The sequence below is a fragment of the Paenibacillus sp. FSL P2-0121 genome (genome assembly GCF_037975345.1).
Classification (GTDB): domain Bacteria; phylum Bacillota; class Bacilli; order Paenibacillales; family Paenibacillaceae; genus Paenibacillus_AQ; species Paenibacillus_AQ odorifer.
On record NZ_CP150245.1, the window covers coordinates 1,753,646 to 1,773,444 of the forward strand.

Annotated in this window: 14 protein-coding genes; 12 read left to right on the forward strand and 2 right to left on the reverse strand. The window is 42.4% G+C overall.

The features are described from left to right. The first annotated feature begins 5 nt into the window (after positions 1 to 5). The 8 genes from MKY54_RS07765 to MKY54_RS07800 all read left to right on the forward strand — a co-directional run bounded on the left by MKY54_RS07765 (position 6) and on the right by MKY54_RS07800 (position 7,319). Complete coding sequence (locus MKY54_RS07765) at positions 6 to 1,187, forward strand: ATP-binding protein (protein WP_076185336.1); 1,182 nt, start codon at positions 6 to 8, stop codon at positions 1,185 to 1,187. A gap of 182 nt (positions 1,188 to 1,369) precedes the next feature. Continuing rightward, on the forward strand, positions 1,370 to 1,816 hold the full coding sequence (locus MKY54_RS07770) for a V4R domain-containing protein (RefSeq protein ID WP_076185335.1): 447 nt from the start codon (positions 1,370 to 1,372) through the stop codon (positions 1,814 to 1,816). Positions 1,817 to 1,964: 148 nt separating this feature from the next. After that, positions 1,965 to 3,224: an MFS transporter gene (locus MKY54_RS07775; protein ID WP_076185334.1), complete on the forward strand. Its 1,260-nt coding sequence runs from the start codon at positions 1,965 to 1,967 to the stop codon at positions 3,222 to 3,224. Then, on the forward strand, positions 3,221 to 4,525 hold the full coding sequence (locus MKY54_RS07780) for an ectonucleotide pyrophosphatase/phosphodiesterase (RefSeq protein ID WP_339190099.1): 1,305 nt from the start codon (positions 3,221 to 3,223) through the stop codon (positions 4,523 to 4,525). The genes MKY54_RS07775 and MKY54_RS07780 overlap by 4 nt, the downstream gene beginning before the upstream one ends. Positions 4,526 to 4,553: 28 nt before the next feature. Beyond that, the gene (locus tag MKY54_RS07785; RefSeq protein WP_036675789.1) at positions 4,554 to 5,426 is read left to right on the forward strand and encodes a YitT family protein; all 873 of its coding nucleotides are present in this window, start codon (positions 4,554 to 4,556) and stop codon (positions 5,424 to 5,426) included. A 168-nt stretch (positions 5,427 to 5,594) separates the two neighbouring features. Beyond that, on the forward strand, positions 5,595 to 6,683 hold the full coding sequence (locus tag MKY54_RS07790; RefSeq protein WP_339190101.1) for a nucleotidyltransferase domain-containing protein: 1,089 nt from the start codon (positions 5,595 to 5,597) through the stop codon (positions 6,681 to 6,683). Positions 6,684 to 6,781: 98 nt separating this feature from the next. Beyond that, a complete protein-coding gene (locus MKY54_RS07795; protein WP_076219426.1) occupies positions 6,782 to 7,108 on the forward strand; it encodes a DUF6442 family protein in 327 nt (108 codons plus the stop codon). A gap of 1 nt (position 7,109) precedes the next feature. After that, positions 7,110 to 7,319 (forward strand): helix-turn-helix transcriptional regulator, encoded by a 210-nt coding sequence (locus MKY54_RS07800; RefSeq protein ID WP_076279566.1) that lies wholly within the window; start codon positions 7,110 to 7,112, stop codon positions 7,317 to 7,319. A 104-nt stretch (positions 7,320 to 7,423) separates the two neighbouring features. On the opposite strand, the gene MKY54_RS07805 is transcribed toward MKY54_RS07800, so the two are convergent. Both MKY54_RS07805 and MKY54_RS07810 read right to left on the reverse strand, forming a co-directional pair. Further along, a complete protein-coding gene (locus MKY54_RS07805) occupies positions 7,424 to 10,096 on the reverse strand; it encodes a cation-translocating P-type ATPase (protein WP_076308009.1) in 2,673 nt (890 codons plus the stop codon). 344 nt (positions 10,097 to 10,440) lie between these two features. After that, positions 10,441 to 11,847, reverse strand: a complete 1,407-nt coding sequence (locus MKY54_RS07810) for an MFS transporter (RefSeq protein WP_076279568.1) — start codon at positions 11,845 to 11,847, stop codon at positions 10,441 to 10,443. A 111-nt stretch (positions 11,848 to 11,958) separates the two neighbouring features. Between MKY54_RS07810 and MKY54_RS07815 the strand changes: the two genes are divergently transcribed. The 4 genes from MKY54_RS07815 (at position 11,959) to MKY54_RS07830 (ending at position 19,743) form a co-directional block, all read left to right on the forward strand. After that, positions 11,959 to 12,846 (forward strand): LysR family transcriptional regulator, encoded by an 888-nt coding sequence (locus tag MKY54_RS07815; RefSeq protein ID WP_248547733.1) that lies wholly within the window; start codon positions 11,959 to 11,961, stop codon positions 12,844 to 12,846. 406 nt (positions 12,847 to 13,252) lie between these two features. Beyond that, positions 13,253 to 17,827, forward strand: coding sequence for an endo-1,4-beta-xylanase (locus MKY54_RS07820; RefSeq protein ID WP_339190105.1), 4,575 nt, complete (start codon positions 13,253 to 13,255; stop codon positions 17,825 to 17,827). A gap of 183 nt (positions 17,828 to 18,010) precedes the next feature. Further along, on the forward strand, positions 18,011 to 18,628 hold the full coding sequence (locus tag MKY54_RS07825) for an RNA polymerase sigma factor (RefSeq protein ID WP_081387909.1): 618 nt from the start codon (positions 18,011 to 18,013) through the stop codon (positions 18,626 to 18,628). Further along, positions 18,610 to 19,743 carry a DUF4367 domain-containing protein gene (locus tag MKY54_RS07830; protein WP_076185329.1) on the forward strand — a complete coding sequence of 378 codons (1,134 nt, stop codon included), beginning with the start codon at positions 18,610 to 18,612 and terminating at the stop codon, positions 19,741 to 19,743. The genes MKY54_RS07825 and MKY54_RS07830 overlap by 19 nt, the downstream gene beginning before the upstream one ends. Positions 19,744 to 19,799 lie beyond the last annotated feature (56 nt).

The following is a 19,799-nucleotide window of genomic DNA, read 5'->3' on the forward strand; positions in this document are numbered from 1 at the left end:
TGACAATGTCATACAAAGAAAATGAATTGCGTTCGTCATTAATCTTAGCAGTTCCAATCATTTTAAACAGGCATTATCATTCCATGACTATGAAAAACATCGAATTCTCCTGGTTTGTAGAGACGCATAAGGAATTGTTAGATTCATCATTCAGTACGATATTAATGAGTATGGTAGAAGCCTTGTTTTTTGATTCTTTTGGTTACGATCAATACTTAAACCTGCTAGAAAAAGAGGGGGCTGAGCAAGGGGTTTATACTGCAGAAATATTCGGTGATCATTTTGATATTTTACTTGATATGAGCAAGGATTTAAATTTAACCGCTCAGAATATTATGTTTAAGATCATTGAAGAGTTTGTAGATGATTCCGCGATCCGATTGTTTTTTTATAATCGTTTAATGGAATGCAACTGGACCCGTTTTACTGGCTTTGCACAAGGTTATTTGTCTAATAAAAATCAACAGATTGACAATTTACATGAACAAAAAATTGCTGTTATGGGACAAATGGCAGCAGGAATGGCGCATGAAATAAGAAATCCGCTAGCTTCGATTAAAGGTTTTGCTCAGCTTGTAAATATCAGGCTAAATGAGCCGGAGATCAAAGCGGATGAATTGCGTGCATATCTGGATATCACCATCAAAGAGATTGATGCTCTGAATGGATTAGTAACGGATTTTCTAATACTGGCTCGAAAAGGTGACAGTACGAAAAATAACGGCGTAGTATTTAACGTTATGGAGGTTATACATAGAGTTAATAACATTGTGAATCAACTCATACTTAGTGATGATATTATACTTTCAGTAGAGTGCTCTTTAGAAAAAGTACTAACGTTTGGAAGCGCCTCTCAGCTAGAGCAGGTAATTCTTAATATTTTGAAAAATAGTATCGATTCCTTCACAGCTTTTAGAGGCAGAATAGATATTTCTGTTACCATAGCTGCTGAGACAAACGAAATTATTCTACTCTTTAAAGACAACGGAGAAGGAATTCCACAGGATAAATTAAAACGGATATTTGACCCTTTCTTTACTACCAAGCAAAAAGGGACAGGGATTGGATTATCGATTTGTAAACAATTAATTGAAATGTATGGGGGGCATATTAAGGTAGATTCAGAGGTTCAGGTTGGAACTAGCGTGAGGGTTATTTTGCCTTGGGTTTATGATTATCATATTTGAGATGCAGCTGCAGCTAATGAATGAAGGAGCGACTTGCCAATAGGGAAGTTGCTTTTTTTGTTATGGTTCTACAAAAAATCAGGATGTGCGTAAGATCACAAAGCAATTATTGGATACGTTTATACTCAATATATCAATTAAATTTGAAATATATATTACATAAGCAATTGGAGGCTACTGGCATGGATCAATTTACTTTTACAGATATGAAAAAAATAAAGAGAAAAAATTTAGGTAATGTCGTACCTTTAGAGCTTTTCAGAACGATTAGACTTATTGGTTTATATCAAGCGTTACCCATGAATGGTAAGGGTACAACGTTGACTATAGGAAGAAAAATTGGGGAAGAGTTTGGTGTTACCTCGGTTAATGAACTATTCGAGTTATTCGAACAATTGAAGATAGGGATTCCTATAATAACCCATGAAGATGACAAGGGGATGACGATAGCAGTACACGATTGTTTCTGCGAAGGGTTACCTATTATGGAAGGGAAAATGGTTTGTGACCTGGAGGGAGCCATTATCGAAGGAGCACTTACTAAAATTCGTGGAAAGCGGGTTTCCGTCCGGGAAATAAAATGTAATGTTAATGGGGATGAATATTGCGAATATATCGTCAAATATTAAATTCATATATAAAAGCGAGTAAGCGGCCTTTCGATTTTAAAAGGTCGTTTTTTTATGAATAAGTTGTGATGGAATTAACATTCATTTAACATGGCTCTTATGCTGAAATGATATAACAGTTACAAATAGGTGAAAAGGTGGCTGTTAGATGAAACTTAGCAAAGAGGAAAAATCATGGATTTTATATGACTGCGGGAATTCAGCCTATTCGATGGCGGTTACAACTGCATTATTGCCTATTGTATTTGGCATGTTTTCAAATGTTAACAGCAGCATGGATTTAGGGTACTTTAACTCCATTGCTAGTATTCTTGTGGCTATCCTTAGTCCGATTTTAGGCACGATCGCAGATTACAAAGATAAGAAAAAGCGCTTTTTCTTATTTTTCTCTTTGATCGGTGTGCTGGCTACGGCTTCGTTGGCATTCGTTGCACCTGCGAGCGGGCAGTGGCAGTTATTGATTGTGTTTTACATCCTGTCCGTCATAGGTTTTGCTGGGGCCAATATTTTTTATGACTCTTTTCTTGTGGATATAACCACTGATGAAAGGATGGATAAGGTATCCACAAAAGGTTTTGCTTATGGATATATCGCCAGCGTCATTCCATTTGGCATCAGCCTGCTATTGATTCTGTTTATGGGGATGGATAAGTCGATCGGTTATCAGATTGGGTTTATCATTACTGCTCTTTGGTGGGGGCTGTTGACCATACCCATGATCAGAGATGTGAAGCAGAGATATTATATTGAGCCTGAACCAAGACCTGTAATCAACAGTTTTAAAAGACTGGGGGACACCTTTAGGAATGTTAGACAGCATAAAGTTGTATTTGTTTTCTTAATTGCGTACTTTCTTTATATTGATGGGGTAGATACGATTATTAAAATGGTGGTGCCCTATGCCACATCGGTTCTGGGTGCGGATGCTTTTGACACCTTTACCTTACTGGGGATATTATTAGTTATCCAGATCATCGCTTTTCCTTGTGCAATCCTGTATGGTAATCTCGCCAAAAAATACTCCGCCAGGACTTTGATCATCGTGGGGATTGTTACATATATCCTTTCCTGCATCGCAGCTTTTTTTATCACTTCAGTGTGGCATATATTTATTCTAGGTGCGCTAATTGGTTCCGCTCAGGGAGGCATTCAGGCGCTCAGCAGGTCTTATTATGCGAAGATCATTCCAAAGGAGAATTCCAATGAATTCTTTGGTTTTTACAATATTTTTGGCAAGTTCGCGGCCATTGTTGGTCCTGCTGTAATGTCTTTAACAACAACCTTAACAGGTAATGCTAAATTTAGTATTTTAGCGATTATCCCCCTTTTTATTATTGGATTATTCGTATTTATAACTTTACCTAAAGAGCAGCCTGAACATGACGAACCTAAGGGGCTTATTCTATGAAGTCAATTAAAGCACAAACGGCTATGGCCAAGCATTTGATCGTCATCTCTTACGATGCCTTTTCAGAAGACCACTGGGCATTGGCCAGCCGGCTTCCAAACTTAGCGGAATTAATTAAAAACGGAGCCCATAGCCATAAATTGAAAAGTGTGTATCCCACGCTCACATATGTAGTGCACACCACCATAGCAACCGGTGTATATCCGGATAAGCATGGCATCCATCACAACAATCCGTTTCAGCCCTTTATTAAGGAAGAGGAGCAGAATTGGTTCTGGTTTAGAAATGCGATCAAGGTGCCAACGATTTACGATGTTGCGCGCGAGCATAAGATGAGCACCGCCGGAATCCTATGGCCAGTATCGGGTAAATCCTCCATCCAATACAATATACCTGAAATCAGAGCCATCAAAAACGAAAATCAGGCACTGAAGATATTAAAAAGCGGAAGCCCCTTATACTGCGTGGATATGGAGCTGAAATATGGCCGGATCCGCAAAGGGATTGAGCAGCCCTATCTGGATGACTTCACGACCAAATGTGCTATAGACACGATTAAGCGCAAAAAACCTAATCTTCTAATGATGCATCTGATCGATCTGGATGATGCCAAACATGCTTATGGAACTGACAGTGACGAAGTGAAGCAGGTAATCACACGTATGGATAAAAGGGTAGGCGATATTATGCAGGCAGTGGATGAAGCGGGGATAAAGGATGATACGATTTTTTTAATTTTGGGGGACCATGGCCAGTTTAATGTTAAGTACAAGGTGCATTTAAACAACCTTTTGCAGGAAAAGGGCCTGATCTATGAAGAGAACGGCGAAATGAAGTGGAGAGCTTACTTTCAGTGTGGGGGTGGAGCGGCTTACTTGCATATCCGGCAGGGCGATGAAGAAGCTGAGCAAATAGCATTAGCTGTTATTGGAGATAATATGAGAGATGAATCTTCAGGTATAGAGAAATTGTATGCTAGAGATGAACTGGATTATTTTCATGTGGGCCAAACCACAAAGTATATGCTTGAGGCTAAGAGAGGTTATTGTTTCGACGAAAGTATGGATGAACCAACGATTGTTGATTTGGACAAACAAGGCGTTAAATTTGCCACGCATGGCTATTCTCCTGATAAAGACGGCTATAGATGCAACTTGGTTGTCTCCGGGGAAAAGATTAGAAATGGGCATCATATAGGGGACATCGAAATGGTAGATATAGCCCCCACGATGGCAAAGATTTTAGGGATTGATTTTAATCCAGGTGACGGAAGACCTTTAGAGGAAATTTTTATGGACTAAATTAAGCAATGTGAAACGGAGAAATTCAATGATTGAAACGCGAAAACAGAAATCAAATAAACTCAAGATATTCTCAAAAGTATTCATGATTATTATTGGGGCGCTAATAGCTGCCTATGGTCTAGAATCCGTATTGATACCCAACAACGTCTCAGATGGAGGTGTCACAGGTCTAAGCATCGTTGGCTCTGAACTGTTTGGCTTACCGCTAGGGCTGCTGATTGGCATAATTAATATCCCTTTTGTATGGCTAGGATATAAGCAAATTGGTAAAAGCTTTGCTCTTTACTCCGTTATCGGTATTGCTTCACTGGCTATTGGCACTAGTCTTATGCATCATGTACCGACGATTATAGAAGGTGATACCTTATTAATTACCGTTGTTGGCGGGATTATTATCGGTTTTGGTATGGGTTTAGCCTTACGTAATGGTGGAGCATTAGATGGGATAGATATGTTAGCTGTCTTACTTTCACGAAAATTACCTTTTGGGACCAGTGATTTAATCTTATTTCTAAACATGTTTGTCTTTATTGTTGTTTCAACAGTATTTGGCCTACAAGGGGCTATTCTATCAGCGCTTGCTTATTTTATTGCTTCTAAGGTCATTCATATTATTGAAGAAGGTTTGAGTGGCTCTAAAACGTTTAAAATCATCACCATTCAACCGGAAATCATGGTCGAGACTATTCGTGACCGATTGGGTCGTGGAGCAACTTATACAGATGCTTATGGCGGCTACTCCAATGAACAATTCAAAGAAATTACTTGTGTAATTAACCGTCTGGAAGAAAGTAAAATAAAAGATATTATTCGTGAAATTGACCCGAATGCCTTTGTAGTAGTCTACGATGTTGCAGAAGTTAAGGGCGGCAGTTTCAAAAAGAAAAATATTCACTAACGACTATAAAACGTGTTGGAGAGAAGCTAATTATGCTCTTGCCAGCGCGTTTTTTTGTTTTCTTTGAAGGAGAGGAAAGGCTTGGTATAGATTTAATATAATTAAAGTTGGAATACCTACTCTAACAACATGCTTATACAATAGAATTAATAAGGTTGGAGAGGGGACATGGATATGGATGCTGTTCATAAAGAAAAGATCTTAATCAAAAATGAAAAGCTTATTAGCATGGTCATTGAACGGGCTAAGAGAGATTTTTCTGATGATATTGCAATTATTGGGCTTACAGGTTCTTTTAGTACTGGGGATTATCATGAAAAAAGCGATCTTGATCTAATCATAATTAATAACACAGAGCAAGGCTGGGGAATATCTTCGTGTTTTATTTTGGATGATATTGGATACGATCTATATTGTACGCCATGGGAAACAAGGATAGAAGATCAAGCCAATCTCGAGAGTCCAATGATTTCATGTCTGGTGGATTTACAGGTGTTATACTGTGCAAAACCCGAATATTTGGAAAAGCTAAATTTATATAAACAGAGAGCACTCGATGCTCTGGCAATGCCTATAGGGAAAGAATGTATCAGTAGAGCGAAAAAGTGTATAGACATAGCAAAACAGGAATATGCGAATACATTACTTTCTGAAGATATAGGAGCAGTAAGGTATGCTTCAAGCGAAGTTTTATACAATTTGTTAAATGCGCTAACTCATTTGAACAATACTTATTTCAAACGGGGAATGAAAAGATATTTGGAGGAAATAGCTACGTACCGTTATGTTCCTGATGATTTTGAAAAGACATATATGGCTGTGATAGAGGCGAAGACTATCGATGAAATCAGAAGTGCAGCATATAAGTCCCTTAGAAACATCAACGATCTATATAATAAAATGTATAAGGATTTTGTAGTGCAGCCAGTCCCAAACTATGATAATCTTGGCGGAACTTATGAGGAGTTATGGTGCAATTACCGCAATAAGATTATAGCAAGTGTGGAATCGGGTGATAGATCGTATGCGTATCTAGCAGCAATGGGCATACAAGGTTTTCTTGATGAAATGACAGAATGGAAGGGAACCAAAAAGTTTGATATCATGCAGTATTTTGATTCTGACCATCTTCAAGTCTTTAAAAATGAGTTTCTGAAGGTCATGGATGAATATCTGGAGGAATACAACAAGGTAGGCAGGAAAGTCGAACGATACAATACTTTCGAGCAATTATATAACGAATATATGAAGGTATAGAAAATAGCTCACTACCAATCTTTGGATTGGAGTGGGCTATTTTTTTATTTGACAAGAAAACTTGTCATCATCTTTTCAATTTGAAAGGAGAAATTTTTATGAAAAAGGAAGAAATATTAGAAAAAAGCCGAAATGAAAAAGGAGACGAAGGAAAAGAATTTGTATTTGCTAAAGGCAGAAAAAGCGGATTCATTGGAATGTTGATTGTATTTTGCATTCTGAGTGTCTTCAATTTATATAATCATAGTCAGGAAACAAATTTTGCATTAAAAGCTATGATAGCTATGTTTTTTGGATATTTGGGCTGTGAAGGTCTTGGAATGTATTCTGTAACTAAGAAAAAGATGGATTTACTCAAATTCATTTTAGGATTAATTATAAGTGTTTATTTTTTGTTTATTTACTTTTATGGAATGAGTGATTAGTATGAGTGAACATTTGGTTTTAAAAAATAAACTGCGCGAAGCAAGAACAGAACAAAAATTATCGCAAGCACAATTGGCAGAAATGGTGGGTGTCTCAAGAAATACTATAAGCTCGATTGAAACCGGACAGTTTAACCCTACTGCAAAATTGGCTTTGATTTTATGTATTGCGTTGGATAAAAGATTCGAAGAATTATTTTATTTTGATTAAAATCAACAGAAGCTTTTCTAGGTTTAACTCTAGATGTCAGAAAAACAGCGATACTCCATCATTGGAGAATCGCTGTTTTGTCTTTTCGGTCGATTATAGCTTACTCAGGAATTTACAGGGTTCTGTTCAACAGATTTAGGTGTAAAAGCTCTTCGAACAACCTTCGTTAATTCCATTAGGATGAGGGAGCCGAGGGCTAAGCCTGCTGCAATCAGCCACTCTGACATTCCAAATGAAGCCGGAATCGAGAAGATTTCTCTAACCCCTGGCAGAACTGCAATGCCGTAAAAGGCAAAGCAGACCAGAACGGCTCCGATGACGTATTTGTTGCTGAAAAGGCCAGCTTCAATAGCAGTTTGACTGTTCGAACGAGCGGCAAATGTCTGCAACGTACGAGACAAGATCAGGGTTGTGAATGCCATAGCCACGCCCATATCAGGCGAATCCTGAAGTCCGATATACAGGGATATGATTACAGCTATACCTATGAGTAGACCACGAGTGACAATCGCCTGCATCATTCCTCCTGCGAATATTCCTTCCTTGAGCTCTCTTGGTTTTCTGTTCATCACATTAGGTTCAGGTTTTTCCATCCCGAGAGCAATGGCGGGCAGAGAATCATTCGCCAGATTGATGAATAGAAGCTGAATCGCTGTGAAAGGATTAATCCAGTTGAAAATAAGGGCAAAGAGGATGGCGATAATTGCACCCAGGTTACCTGAAAACAAATAGGCGATCGCTTTTTTGATATTGTCAAATACCGTTCTGCCCACAGATACAGCATTGACAATAGATACAAAATTATCATCGGTCAAAATCATGGCAGCCGCATCTTTGGCAACATCGGTTCCACTGCCCATGGCAACTCCGATATCTGCTTGTTTCAAAGCAGGCGCGTCATTTACACCATCACCGGTCATGGCTGTTATTTTGCCTTTCCGCTGCCACGCGCGGACAATTCTGATCTTGTTCTCCGGGGAGACACGGGCGTACACACCGATCTGTTCGAGTTTTTGATCAAGTTCCTTGTCAGACATGGCATCGAGTTCTTGGCCGGTTACGGCAATTTCATTTTCAGTCATCAGACCGATATCGCGGCCGATCGCTTGTGCGGTTGTCTTATGATCACCGGTAATCATGATGGTTCGGATGCCAGCCTTCTGAGACTCTGCGATCGCGCCGTAGACAGCTTCCCGAGGTGGATCAATCATAGCTGTCAAACCTACGAGCACCAGATTTTGTTCATCCTCTAATCCTACTTCAGTAACCGTATTTGGTACGGTTTTGTAGGCATAGGCAAGTACACGTAGTGCTCTGCTGGAGAACTCCTCATTGGCTTCGAAGAAGCGTTCAAGAACTTCTGGTGTCATCGGTACTTCTTTTCCACTTAACAGTACATGCGAGCATAGACCAAAGAGCACATCGGGCCCGCCTTTAGTAATCATTGCTTTTTGCCCGTTAAAAGTATGCAAGGTCGTCATCAGCTTGCGATCCGAGTCAAAAGGTAGCTCGGCTTCGCGCGGGAAATTATCGCGTATTTCCTTATAATCTTTATTCTTGCTGTTGCTGAAGGCAATAAGCGCTACCTCTGTAGGATCACCCAGCTCTTTACCATCCTCATTAATGTTAGAGTCGTTGCAGAGCACAGCAATATGCAGGAGCCGCCGGGCTTCTTCAGACCATTCTTCAGGCGCTTGATTGAATTGATCACGGTCCCCTTCTGGCAAAAAGTAATCTACAACAGTCATTTTATTCTGGGTGAGGGTACCGGTTTTATCTGTACAGATGACACTGGTTGATCCAAGGGCTTCGACAGCGGGCAGCTTACGAATAATCGCATGTTGCTTAGCCATCTTATTAGTACCTACGGATAGGACAATGGTTACTATTGAGGAAAGAGCTTCGGGAATCGCAGCAACCGCCACAGCGACTGCAAACATTAACGCATTCAGGATAGCTTCTGTTGTATCCACAGTATCATTCGACAACCAAACACGTCCGGCCTGGATGGCAAAGATTACAATGGACAGGAGTATAATTGCTACCCCCAGCTGCTTGCTGAATGTTTCGAGCTTGCGCTGCAGCGGCGTTTGCTTGGCTTCGGCGCTTTCAATGAGTTCAGCAATTTTTCCGATCTCGGTAGTGAGTGCAGTTCCCGTTACTACCAGGGTTCCGCGGCCATATACAACTAGTGAACCGCTGAACGCCATATTACGCCGGTCTCCAAGCGGAGATTCTTTCGCGATGATATTCGTATGCTTTTCCACAGCTTCGGATTCTCCGGTTAGCATACCCTCATTTATTTTTAAGCTTTCCGATTCTATAATCCGGCCATCGGCGGGTACGAAATCGCCGGCTTCCAGCCATACGATATCACCGCGTACAAGTTCCCTTGCCGGGACGGTTTTTAATTCTCCATCACGCAGCACTTTGGCCTCGGGTGCTGACATCTGCTGCAAGGCATCAAGTGAACTCTCCGCTTTACGGGTCTGGATGACACTTATAACTGCATTGAGAATCAACACGAGGAAAATAATAAGCGACTCCATAACTTGTCCCATAACAATCTGGACAATGGCCGCTATAAGCAGTACGACTACCATAGGGTCTTTGAAGTTTTCAAGAAAAAGCTTCCAAACAGGATCTTTTTTCTTTCCTTTTAATTCGTTAAAACCATAGTCTTTCAGACGTTTGTCGACTTCTGCCGAAGTAAGCCCGTTAGCTGAACTCTGAACATCCTGTAAACTGTCGGCTACATTGTTGCGGTAATATTCCACTAATGATAGCTCCTCTCTGCTGTGCTGTGTCTTTGTTCTTAAAAATTACGGTTCAACCCGGGACAAGTTTCAAAATATCGAGCTGCCGAAACTGTTTTCACATTACAAATGTGTCTTTTGAGCTTGAAATTGGACGGAAAAATATATGTAAATCTGGTTTCTTCATTATGTTTTTGGCTCACCGAGCACAAGTTTACTATGGGCGCTTTATTTATTATCCTATTTATGAATCGAGTTTATCCCCACCTTGAAGAGTTAAATAAAACTCATAAAGAGCTGAGGCTACGCATTAAAATAACAAAATAAGACCCGTCTGATGACAGGTCTTATTTGTCTGCACTTTCCTATTTGTTAGCGCCCGAATTAGCCGATTCCTGCAATTGCCCTGACTCACGGTGCTTCCGACTCATGAATACCAAAGACAATGCAATTACCGTGAGGATAACCCCAAGGACTTGAAATCCCTCGAAGCTAAACTTACCTCCCATTATGATACCTATTAACAATGAAGAGAGGATGGTTCCCAGGTATCTCGATGTATTAAATAATCCGGAGGCTACACCGATTATTTCTTTTGGAGAACTTTGGAACAAGGCTGCTTGCAGGCCGACATTGTTCAATCCGTTGCTAATACCGAATGCAGCTAAAGCCACACATACACTGATAACTGGTGAAGTCTGATTTAAGGTCACAAGCCACACTGATCCCAATGTCATCAGGACCCCGGACACTAGCAATGCTGGCCGGGGTCCTGATCTATCGATCCAGCGTCCTGCTATTGGAGCAGTAATCAGTGAGCATAATCCCAGCGTTAGCATGAGAATTCCTGTTTGGAATTCACTGACATGACGTACCATTTGCAAGTAGGATGGGATCCCGAAAAAGAGTGAGTAAAAAAGTACATTAACGAGCATGAATTCAACATTAACCCAAGTCATTGCCGGGTATTTGGCAAATGTACGTAAAGGAATAAAGGGTGATGCCGCTGTTAGCTCATGCCTGACGAATACTCCTAGCAGAACGAGTCCTGTTAGCAAGGTAATGACATGTATTAATGAGATATGTCCGGATGATTTTGCTGAAAGCAATCCAAGGAGCACGGCAATCAGCCCCACAGTGAAGAGCAGGATTCCTGACGCATCAATCAAATCAAACCATTTGCGCAGGGACATTCCCCGGGTAACGGTTGTTGACGGTTCGTCCTTGGGGATATGCTTCCAAGATAATAAAAAGCTAGCGACCACGAATGGAATATTGACGAAAAAGATAGCTGGCCAGTCCCACCAGTGAATAATAACCCCTCCAATAAAGGGACCAATTGCTGCCGCGCCGGATAGGAAGATGGATAAAACAGATAGTGCGGTCGCTTGTTTCTCCGTAATATGAATCCGCACAATGGCCATTCCAACGGCAACCATCATGCTAGTTCCAATGGCTTGCACAATACGGAACACGATGAGACAGCCAAAGTTTGGGGAGAAAGGAGCTAATAAACCTGCAATGAAGGATACGACAAGCCCGGTAAGAAATATTTTCCTCCGGCCGAATAAATCGCTGGCCTTTCCCATGACAGGTTGAGCGATGCTACTTGCAATGTAAAAAGAAAAAATAATCCAGGAAACACCTGTATAGTCAAGCTGGAATACATTTTGCAGCCTCGGAATAGCCACAGACACCATCGAAGAATTTAAAGGGTTCAATAAAATCCCCAGACCTACTGAAATCATTAACCACCTGTTGCGAACACTCATTTTAAATCCCCCTAAAACTTATTAATGTCATCGTACTTGAAATCGATTATTCATTCCAACGCATTTTATGTTATGATCTCATTGACTTGAGGGAATGAACGGAGGTGCGAATTGGAACTTTTGCAACTGCAATATTTTCTCGCGGTAGCTCGGTTGGAACATATGACTGAAGCTGCACGAAATCTACACGTTACTCAATCTTCACTAAGCAAAACGATTCAGCGTTTGGAGGAGGATCTGGGGGTACCTTTATTCGATCGGGTAGGAAGAAAGCTGCGACTGAATGAGTCCGGAAGCCGGTTCCTTCGCCGAGCTGAAAGGGCATTGTTTGAATTGGAGCAGGGAAAACAGGAGCTTAGCGATTTATCCAGTCCTGAACATGGCACACTCGAATTAGCGGTGACGACCGCAAGCACATTACCCAATATCCTGCGAGAGTTTCGGAAAAAGCGGCCTGATATTCAATACCATGTGCAAATGCTAACCACGCAGGAAATGGTTACACTTCTTAATAGAGGAGAGGTTGATTATTGCTTATCCTCACCTCCAATAAAAGGGGATGACATCGAATGTCAAATCGTCTTTATCGATCCAATTCTTGTGGCTGTTCCAAAGGGGCATCGGCTGGCCAATCGAAGCAGCGTATCCTTGATAGAGCTAAGGGATGAGTGGTTTGTTGGGGTAAAGAGTGGCTATGGTACTCGCGATTTAATAGACTCTGTATGCAAATCAGTTGGATTTGTACCTAAATATGTGTATGAGGGGGATGAACCTGCAAGGCTTAGCACTCTTGTGGAAGCTGAAATTGGCTTAGCTTTCATACCAAGCACAGCACGGAATTCACGGGAAGATATCCAATACCTCCAAGTAGAGAATCACGAATTGGAAAGGGAGATAGCTTTATTGTGGCACAGGAGCCGGTACATTTCGCAGGCCGCTTTGGAATTTCGGGAGGTAGTTGTAGAATATTTTGGAGCGTTATCCAAACAGACCATTTAATTATGCGGCAGAACAACTAACAAACCAATTCCCCGTTACCTTCCGTTACGTTCAACGGTCCGTAAGTGGGGTTTTCTTTTTGGGTTAAATTTGTAGAATTTTTAATCATACCTATGTTTTCCTATAATTATGGGGGGTAACACCTTTAATATTAGCGTAGTAGTGCGTAGCAGCGAGGCTGTAAAATAGTGTGAGTAGACATGAAAGCGTTTACATATAAGGAGGGGATCTGTAAGTAAAAAGATTCATTTGTGATGATGTTCTACTGCTCTTCGGGATGATTGTACCACTGTTGAAATTAAGGATTTAGCAGGTAAGGAAATTAGCGTGGGAATATAGGGCTGGTGCTAATAAGGTAGGTCATTAACTGATTTTTATGAAAATCACTAGAGGAGGAATGCATTAAATGAGTAGAATGCTTAAACAAGTAATCTCGATCTTACTCGCAGCTGCCTTGCTTATTCCGACAAGCTGGATCGCTCCGGTTACTGAAGCTGCGGCGCAGGATACGACAGTATCATCAGATAGGGTAACGGTATATCATGAAACTTTTGCGAGTGGCAAGGGGATTGCAGCTCAAGCAGGCAGTGCTAGCCTTACACCTGTGAATGATAAAGTTTTTACTGGCAATGCTGACGGCGCAGCTTTATATGTAAGCAACAGAGCGAATAACTGGGACGCGGCTGATTTTAAATTCAGCGATATGGGCCTAGAGAACGGCAAAACCTACACGGTGACTGCATCAGTCTATGTGGATGCTAATGCGACTATACCTAGCGGTGCCCAAGCTTATCTTCAAGCGATAGGCAGCTATGCTCTTTTGGCAAATGTGAATTATGAAGCAGGTCAAGCGGTCACCTTGACGAAAGAATTTACCGTGGATACGGACAAAGATACGACACTGCGCGTTCAATCCAACGATGACGGGAAAACGGTTCCGTTCTACATTGGTGAGCTTCTCATTACAGCAAAAAAAGCAGTGACGGAAACGGATAAAGAAATCTATCACGAAACTTTTGTGAGTGGCAAAGGTTTAGCCTCACAATCAGGCAGCGCTAACCTAACCCCTGTCACCGGAAAGGTTTTTGCGGGCAATGCTGACGGGGCAGCTTTATATGTAAGCAATAGAGCGAATAACTGGGACGCGGCTGATTTTAAATTCAGCGACATGGGCCTAGAGAACGGCAAAACCTACACGGTAACTGCATCCGTTTATGTAGACGCTGATGTGATTGTACCCAGCGGTGCCCAAGCTTATCTTCAAGCGATAGGCAGCTACGCTCTTTTGGCAAATGCGAATTATGAAGCAGGCCAAGCGGTCATATTGACGAAAGAATTTACCGTGGATACGGACAAAGATACGACACTGCGCGTTCAATCCAATGATGACGGGAAAACGGTTCCGTTCTACATTGGGGATGTACTGGTCACAGAAAAGGTGGCTACCGTAGAGCCAACTCCAACACCAGAAACACCTAGAGACCCAGCTTTACCTTTTGCCACTGTTACTTTTGAGGATCAAACGGCAGGTGGTTTTGAAGGCAGAGCAGGTACAGAAACGCTTACGGTTACTAATGAAGCGAATCATACGGATGATGGTTCATACGCTTTGAAGGTTGAGGGAAGAACCAGTACATGGCATGGGCCGACATTACGTGTGGAGAAGTATGTGGACAAAGGCTACGAATATAAAATTTCGTTATGGGTCAAGCTGATCCAGCCTGCAAGCTCGCAGCTCCAGCTGTCCACGCAGGTTGGCAATGGCAGCAGCGCCAATTATGTGCAGCTCGCACCTAAAACCATCAGTGCAAGCGATGGCTGGATTCAGTTTGAGGGATCCTACCGTTATAACAATGTAAGCAGTGAGTATTTGACCATTTATGTGGAAAGCTCCAGTAATAGCACGGCCTCTTTTTATATTGATGATATTAATTTTGAAAAGGTAGGCTCTGGCCCGGTAGATATCGAAAAAGATCTTATACCGATTAAGGATGCTTATCAGAATGATTTTCTGATCGGAAATGCGATAACCGCTGAGGATCTGGAAGGTGTCAGACTTGAGCTTTTGAAAATGCATCACAATGTTGCTACGGCAGGTAATGCCATGAAGCCGGACGCGTTGCAGCCTACTAAGGACAACTTCACGTTTACCGCGGCAGATACAATTGTAGATAAAGTACTGGCTGAGGGCATGCAGATGCATGGACATGTGTTGGTATGGCATCAACAATCGCCTGCATGGCTGAATACAACAACAGACGCAGCTAACAACACAATCCCCTTGGGACGGGATGAAGCTCTTGTGAATTTGCAGACCCATATCCAAACCGTTATGGAGCATTTTGGTGACAAGGTGATCTCTTGGGATGTTGTAAACGAGGCGATGAGCGATAATCCATCCAACCCAACAGATTGGAAAACAGCGCTGCGATCCGCCCCATGGAAAAGTGCCATTGGAGCAGATTACGTAGAGCAAGCCTTCCTGGCGGCAAGAGAAGTATTGGACGCGCATCCAGATTGGGATATTAAGCTCTATTACAACGATTATAACGAAGATAATCAGAATAAAGCGCAAGCCATCTACAGTATGGTCAAAGAAATCAATGATAGGTACGCGCTGACTCACCCTGGCAAATTGCTTATCGACGGTGTTGGTATGCAGGGGCACTACAGCATTAATACGAACCCAGAGAATGTGAAGCTTTCCTTGGAAAAGTTCATTTCCTTGGGTGTCGAAGTAAGCATAACTGAGCTGGACATTCAGGCCGGAACCAACTATCAGCTCTCTGAAAAGCTTGCTAATGCGCAGGGCTATCTATATGCGCAGTTGTTAAATATCTTCAGGGATCACGCTGATTCTATCAAACGTGTTACCTTCTGGGGAATGGATGATAACACAAGCTGGAGAGCTTCATCCAATCCGTTGTTATTCGATAAAAATCTGCAAGCCAAGCCAGCTTACTATGGCGTTATCGATCCTGATACCTTCATTGAAGAGCATGAGCCTGAAACAGTAGAAGCCAATCAATCTACCGCTAAATTTGCTGCACCTGTTATAGACGGAACAGTCGACGAGATCTGGAGCCAGACCGCTGAGATTCCGGTCAATCGGTATCAAACCGCTTGGCAAGGAGCGAGTGGAGTGGCAAAAGCACTCTGGGATGATCAAAATTTATATGTCCTGATCCAGGTGAGTGATACACAGCTTGATAAGAGCAGTGTGAATGCACATGAACAGGATTCGGTCGAAATCTTCGTGGACCAAAATAATGGGAAAACGACGTTCTATCAAGATGATGACGGCCAGTACAGAATCAATTTTGACAACGAAACTTCATTTAATCCTTTAAGTATCGCAGCCGGCTTTGAATCGGCAACCCGGATTTCCGGAACCAACTATACGGTTGAAGTGAAGATTCCACTTCAAGGGATCACTCCGGACAACGATAAAAAGCTTGGTTTCGATGTACAGATCAACGACGCTAAAGAGGGCTCACGTCAAAGTGTCGCGGCGTGGAACGATACGAGCGGAACTGGATATATGGACACATCCGTTTATGGTGTGCTTACTCTAAAGGGTAAATCTACGGGGCCGGAACCCACTCCAACGCCGACAACAGCACCGACACCGACACCAACGAGCCCAACCGATCCAACTGACCCAACCGATCCAACCGATCCAACAAACCCAACGGAACCATCGGCAACCCCGACACCTGTTCCAACAGCGACGCCAGCACCAACAAATGCGCCAACGGGTAGCAGTAACTCGGGTAATGTAGTATCAACTCCACAGCCTGGAGCCATTACAAACAAAGATGGTGTTGTTACGATTAAACTGGAGGTAAAGTCCGATAACGGGCGGGTTATAGGTACCATCTCCAGCGACAACATGAAAAAAGCGCTTGAGCAGGCTACTGTAGCGGCAAACGGCAAGAAACAAATTATCATTGAAGTGCCAAAGCAAACGGACGCGAAAGGGTATGATATACAATTACCGAACCAAAGCCTAACGGGGAAAGAAAACTTTGAACTATGGCTTAAGACGGAAAATGCCACAATTCAAATTCCAAGCAATATGCTGTCTAACGTAACAGACAATGCTGAGCAAGTATCTATACGAATAAGTAAAGTCACCACGGACAGCTTGGAAGCAGCTACCCGCAATATGATTGGCAACCGTCCAATTATCGGTCTAAGCGTAGTAGCAGGTGACAAAGTTATTCCTTGGAATAACCCTAAAGCACCTGTAACGGTAGCCATTCCTTACGTGCCGACAGCGGAGGAGCTAAGCCATCCAGAGCTTATAGTCGTTTGGTACATCGATGGCAAAGGCAACGTACTGCCGGTTCCGAGCAGCCGATATGATGCTGCAACCCAAACGGTTGTCTTTCAAACAACCCACTTCAGCACTTATGCAGTAACCTTCGTAAAGAAAAACTTCGGAGATCTGCAGAATCTGTCTTGGGCCAAACAAGCTATAGACGTTATGGCGGCTCGCGATATCATCAAAGGAACGTCCACGAACAGCTTTTCACCTGCAGATTCAATCAAACGAGCGGATTTCATTACTCTCCTCGTAAGAGCGCTTGAACTGAAGAGAACGGGCAAAAGTTCAATAATGTTCAATGATGTCCAAAAGACAGACTACTATTATGATGAACTGGTCATCGCGAAGGAATTGGGAATTGCTACAGGTTTTAAAGAGGATACGTTTAGACCCAATAACAATATCTCCAGACAAGATATGATGGTGCTGACAGCACGAGCGCTAGCGGCAGCCGGTAAGCAAGTTAAGGCGAGCGGCGTTGTAGCTGCTGCTTATCTTGATGAAGCAAGTATTTCCAGCTACGCAAAAGACAGCGCATCATTGTTGATCCAATCTGGAGTCGTAAACGGAAAGAATAATAGAATTGCGCCGAACGATACGCTTACCCGTGCTGAAGCGGCAGTCATTCTGTACCGTATCTGGAAGCTGTAGTCCCGGCATCACAGAAAAAAAGTCTGAATTGTCTCAAGGTCATATTTAGTCTGAAGAGTGGAAATACGTGTGCAACCATCCCTTGCATTCTTCTGTATTAAGCATCGCTGCTCACCTCCTTGCGGAGAGGGGCAGCGATTTTTTTGTGTATGTTCCGTTGAGTTGGAGCTGAAAAGGAAAAAAATGTCACGAAACAGACCGCTCAAGTGTTATAACTGTACTGATAGTAGAAAGGAGAAAGTCGTGGACTCTATTGAAGAAAAGATAAAGCGGGTACAAGCGGGGGAAGTCTACCTTTTTTCAGATATTATCAGACTCTACCAACAACGGATCTATCTCTACTGCTTTCGCTTGTTAAACAATAAGGAAGAAGCCGAGGATGCGGTTCAGGACATATTTATTAAGGCTTACCAGAACATCGGCCATTTTGAGTCTCAGGTGAGTTTTAACTCATGGCTCTACAGGGTTTCCTATAATCATTGCCTGAATCAATTGCGCCGGAAGAAATTTCAAAATCAGCTGCGAAAATTACTCAGACAGGATGTAACCACTAAAAGCGCTGAACAAATGGTGGAAAATCAGTTGTTCAGTGAATCCGTGGCCTCTGCCCTGGCAAAGCTTAGCGTGGAGGAACGTAATCTGTTGATTTTACGCATTTTTGAAGATAAATCATTTGCAGAAATTGGTGAAATTCTGGGTAAAAGTACGGTCACAGTTAGGAAACGGTACGAGCGGACAAGGTGCAAGCTCAGAGAAGTCATTGAAAGAAAGGAGAAACAACTATGCGCAAGGACGAATTGACTTCCGAAGAGTTGTTTCTGAAGGAGGGGGATAATTCTGCCAAACTTCCGCTGGTTGATGTTCATGATTCTGTAATGCAAGCCATCGGGCTAGGTAATGGTCGCCTTGCTGTTAAGCCTGTACCTCACCAGCAGGAGGGGGACATCCCAGATATTATGCATAGAGTGGAGCCAGCAATCTATGCCAAACGATGCCGTAAGCGCATGTGGAGCAGGCCTGTAAGGAGATGGGCAGCGGTGCTGATCCTGGTTGTCTTGGTAGGAGGCAGCTATTCCTTGTTTAAGGAGAGTCCCTGGCAAGCTGCCAAATTTCAATATGAAGTGCTGCCATACGAGCCGCTTCTTGCAACGAAGGAAGGGGGGACGATTGAAGTATCTAAGAATCCGTTAGTTCCCTCAAAGGTAAAAATTCCTCAGAGAGTGGCGACCAAAGAAGAAGAGCTGCTGAGTGAAAAAAATTTAGAGGCATATAGAGTTGTAGAGAAATTATTACTACCGGGAGAGGGCGCTTCTTACGTGTTAAAAAAGGAAGGTGCTGGAGATGAACGTCCTCAGCTTGGCAGAGTTATTCCTGCGATGCTATTTAATGATTATTCTAGTTATTTAGCCAAAGCAGAGGAGTATAAGGCGCCATATTTGCCACGCCCGGAGTATTTGCCAGAAGGGTATGTTTTTGATCAAGCATGGATACAACCTGATTTTGAGGTCAACGAGAATGAACTGCTTGCCCTGACTGATGGTATAAAGCTGGAAGGCGGTTACCGGGTTATGTGGAAAAAAGAACCTACGGCCAGAATTAATTATGAATATTCGTCGATGAGATACAAAAAAGGAGAGAGTATGGTAAGAATTAATGCCAAACACATCAAGGCAAAGACCGGAACGGTGGAAAGCTTATTAAGGACTAACACTACAAACGTAGAGAATATTCTTGTTAACGGAACCCAACTGATCTATACGGAAACTACAAACATTGAAATAAAGTTGGGGTATAGATACAGACTTGTCTGGACGGATCCAGAACAAAATGTAGTATACGATATGACTGCTGCACCGGAGTCTTCTTCTTTAACCAAAGAGGAGGTTATCCGAATTGCTGCCGACATGATGAAATAAGTATAGAAATTTGATGTCACAAATCCGGTAACGTAAGTGTTATGTAAGAGTACTAC

Excerpts from the sequence above, each read along its gene's own strand:
- MKY54_RS07765 (WP_076185336.1), top strand. The coding sequence starts at position 6 with ATGTCATACAAAGAAAATGAATTGCGTTCGTCATTAATCTTAGCAGTT.
- MKY54_RS07770 (WP_076185335.1), top strand. The coding sequence starts at position 1,370 with ATGGATCAATTTACTTTTACAGATATGAAAAAAATAAAGAGAAAAAAT.
- MKY54_RS07775 (WP_076185334.1), top strand. The coding sequence starts at position 1,965 with ATGAAACTTAGCAAAGAGGAAAAATCATGGATTTTATATGACTGCGGG.
- MKY54_RS07780 (WP_339190099.1), top strand. The coding sequence starts at position 3,221 with ATGAAGTCAATTAAAGCACAAACGGCTATGGCCAAGCATTTGATCGTC.
- MKY54_RS07785 (WP_036675789.1), top strand. The coding sequence starts at position 4,554 with ATGATTGAAACGCGAAAACAGAAATCAAATAAACTCAAGATATTCTCA.
- MKY54_RS07790 (WP_339190101.1), top strand. The coding sequence starts at position 5,595 with ATGGATATGGATGCTGTTCATAAAGAAAAGATCTTAATCAAAAATGAA.
- MKY54_RS07795 (WP_076219426.1), top strand. The coding sequence starts at position 6,782 with ATGAAAAAGGAAGAAATATTAGAAAAAAGCCGAAATGAAAAAGGAGAC.
- MKY54_RS07800 (WP_076279566.1), top strand. The coding sequence starts at position 7,110 with ATGAGTGAACATTTGGTTTTAAAAAATAAACTGCGCGAAGCAAGAACA.
- MKY54_RS07810 (WP_076279568.1), bottom strand. The coding sequence starts at position 11,847 with ATGAGTGTTCGCAACAGGTGGTTAATGATTTCAGTAGGTCTGGGGATT.
- MKY54_RS07820 (WP_339190105.1), top strand. The coding sequence starts at position 13,253 with ATGAGTAGAATGCTTAAACAAGTAATCTCGATCTTACTCGCAGCTGCC.
- MKY54_RS07825 (WP_081387909.1), top strand. The coding sequence starts at position 18,011 with ATGTCACGAAACAGACCGCTCAAGTGTTATAACTGTACTGATAGTAGA.
- MKY54_RS07830 (WP_076185329.1), top strand. The coding sequence starts at position 18,610 with ATGCGCAAGGACGAATTGACTTCCGAAGAGTTGTTTCTGAAGGAGGGG.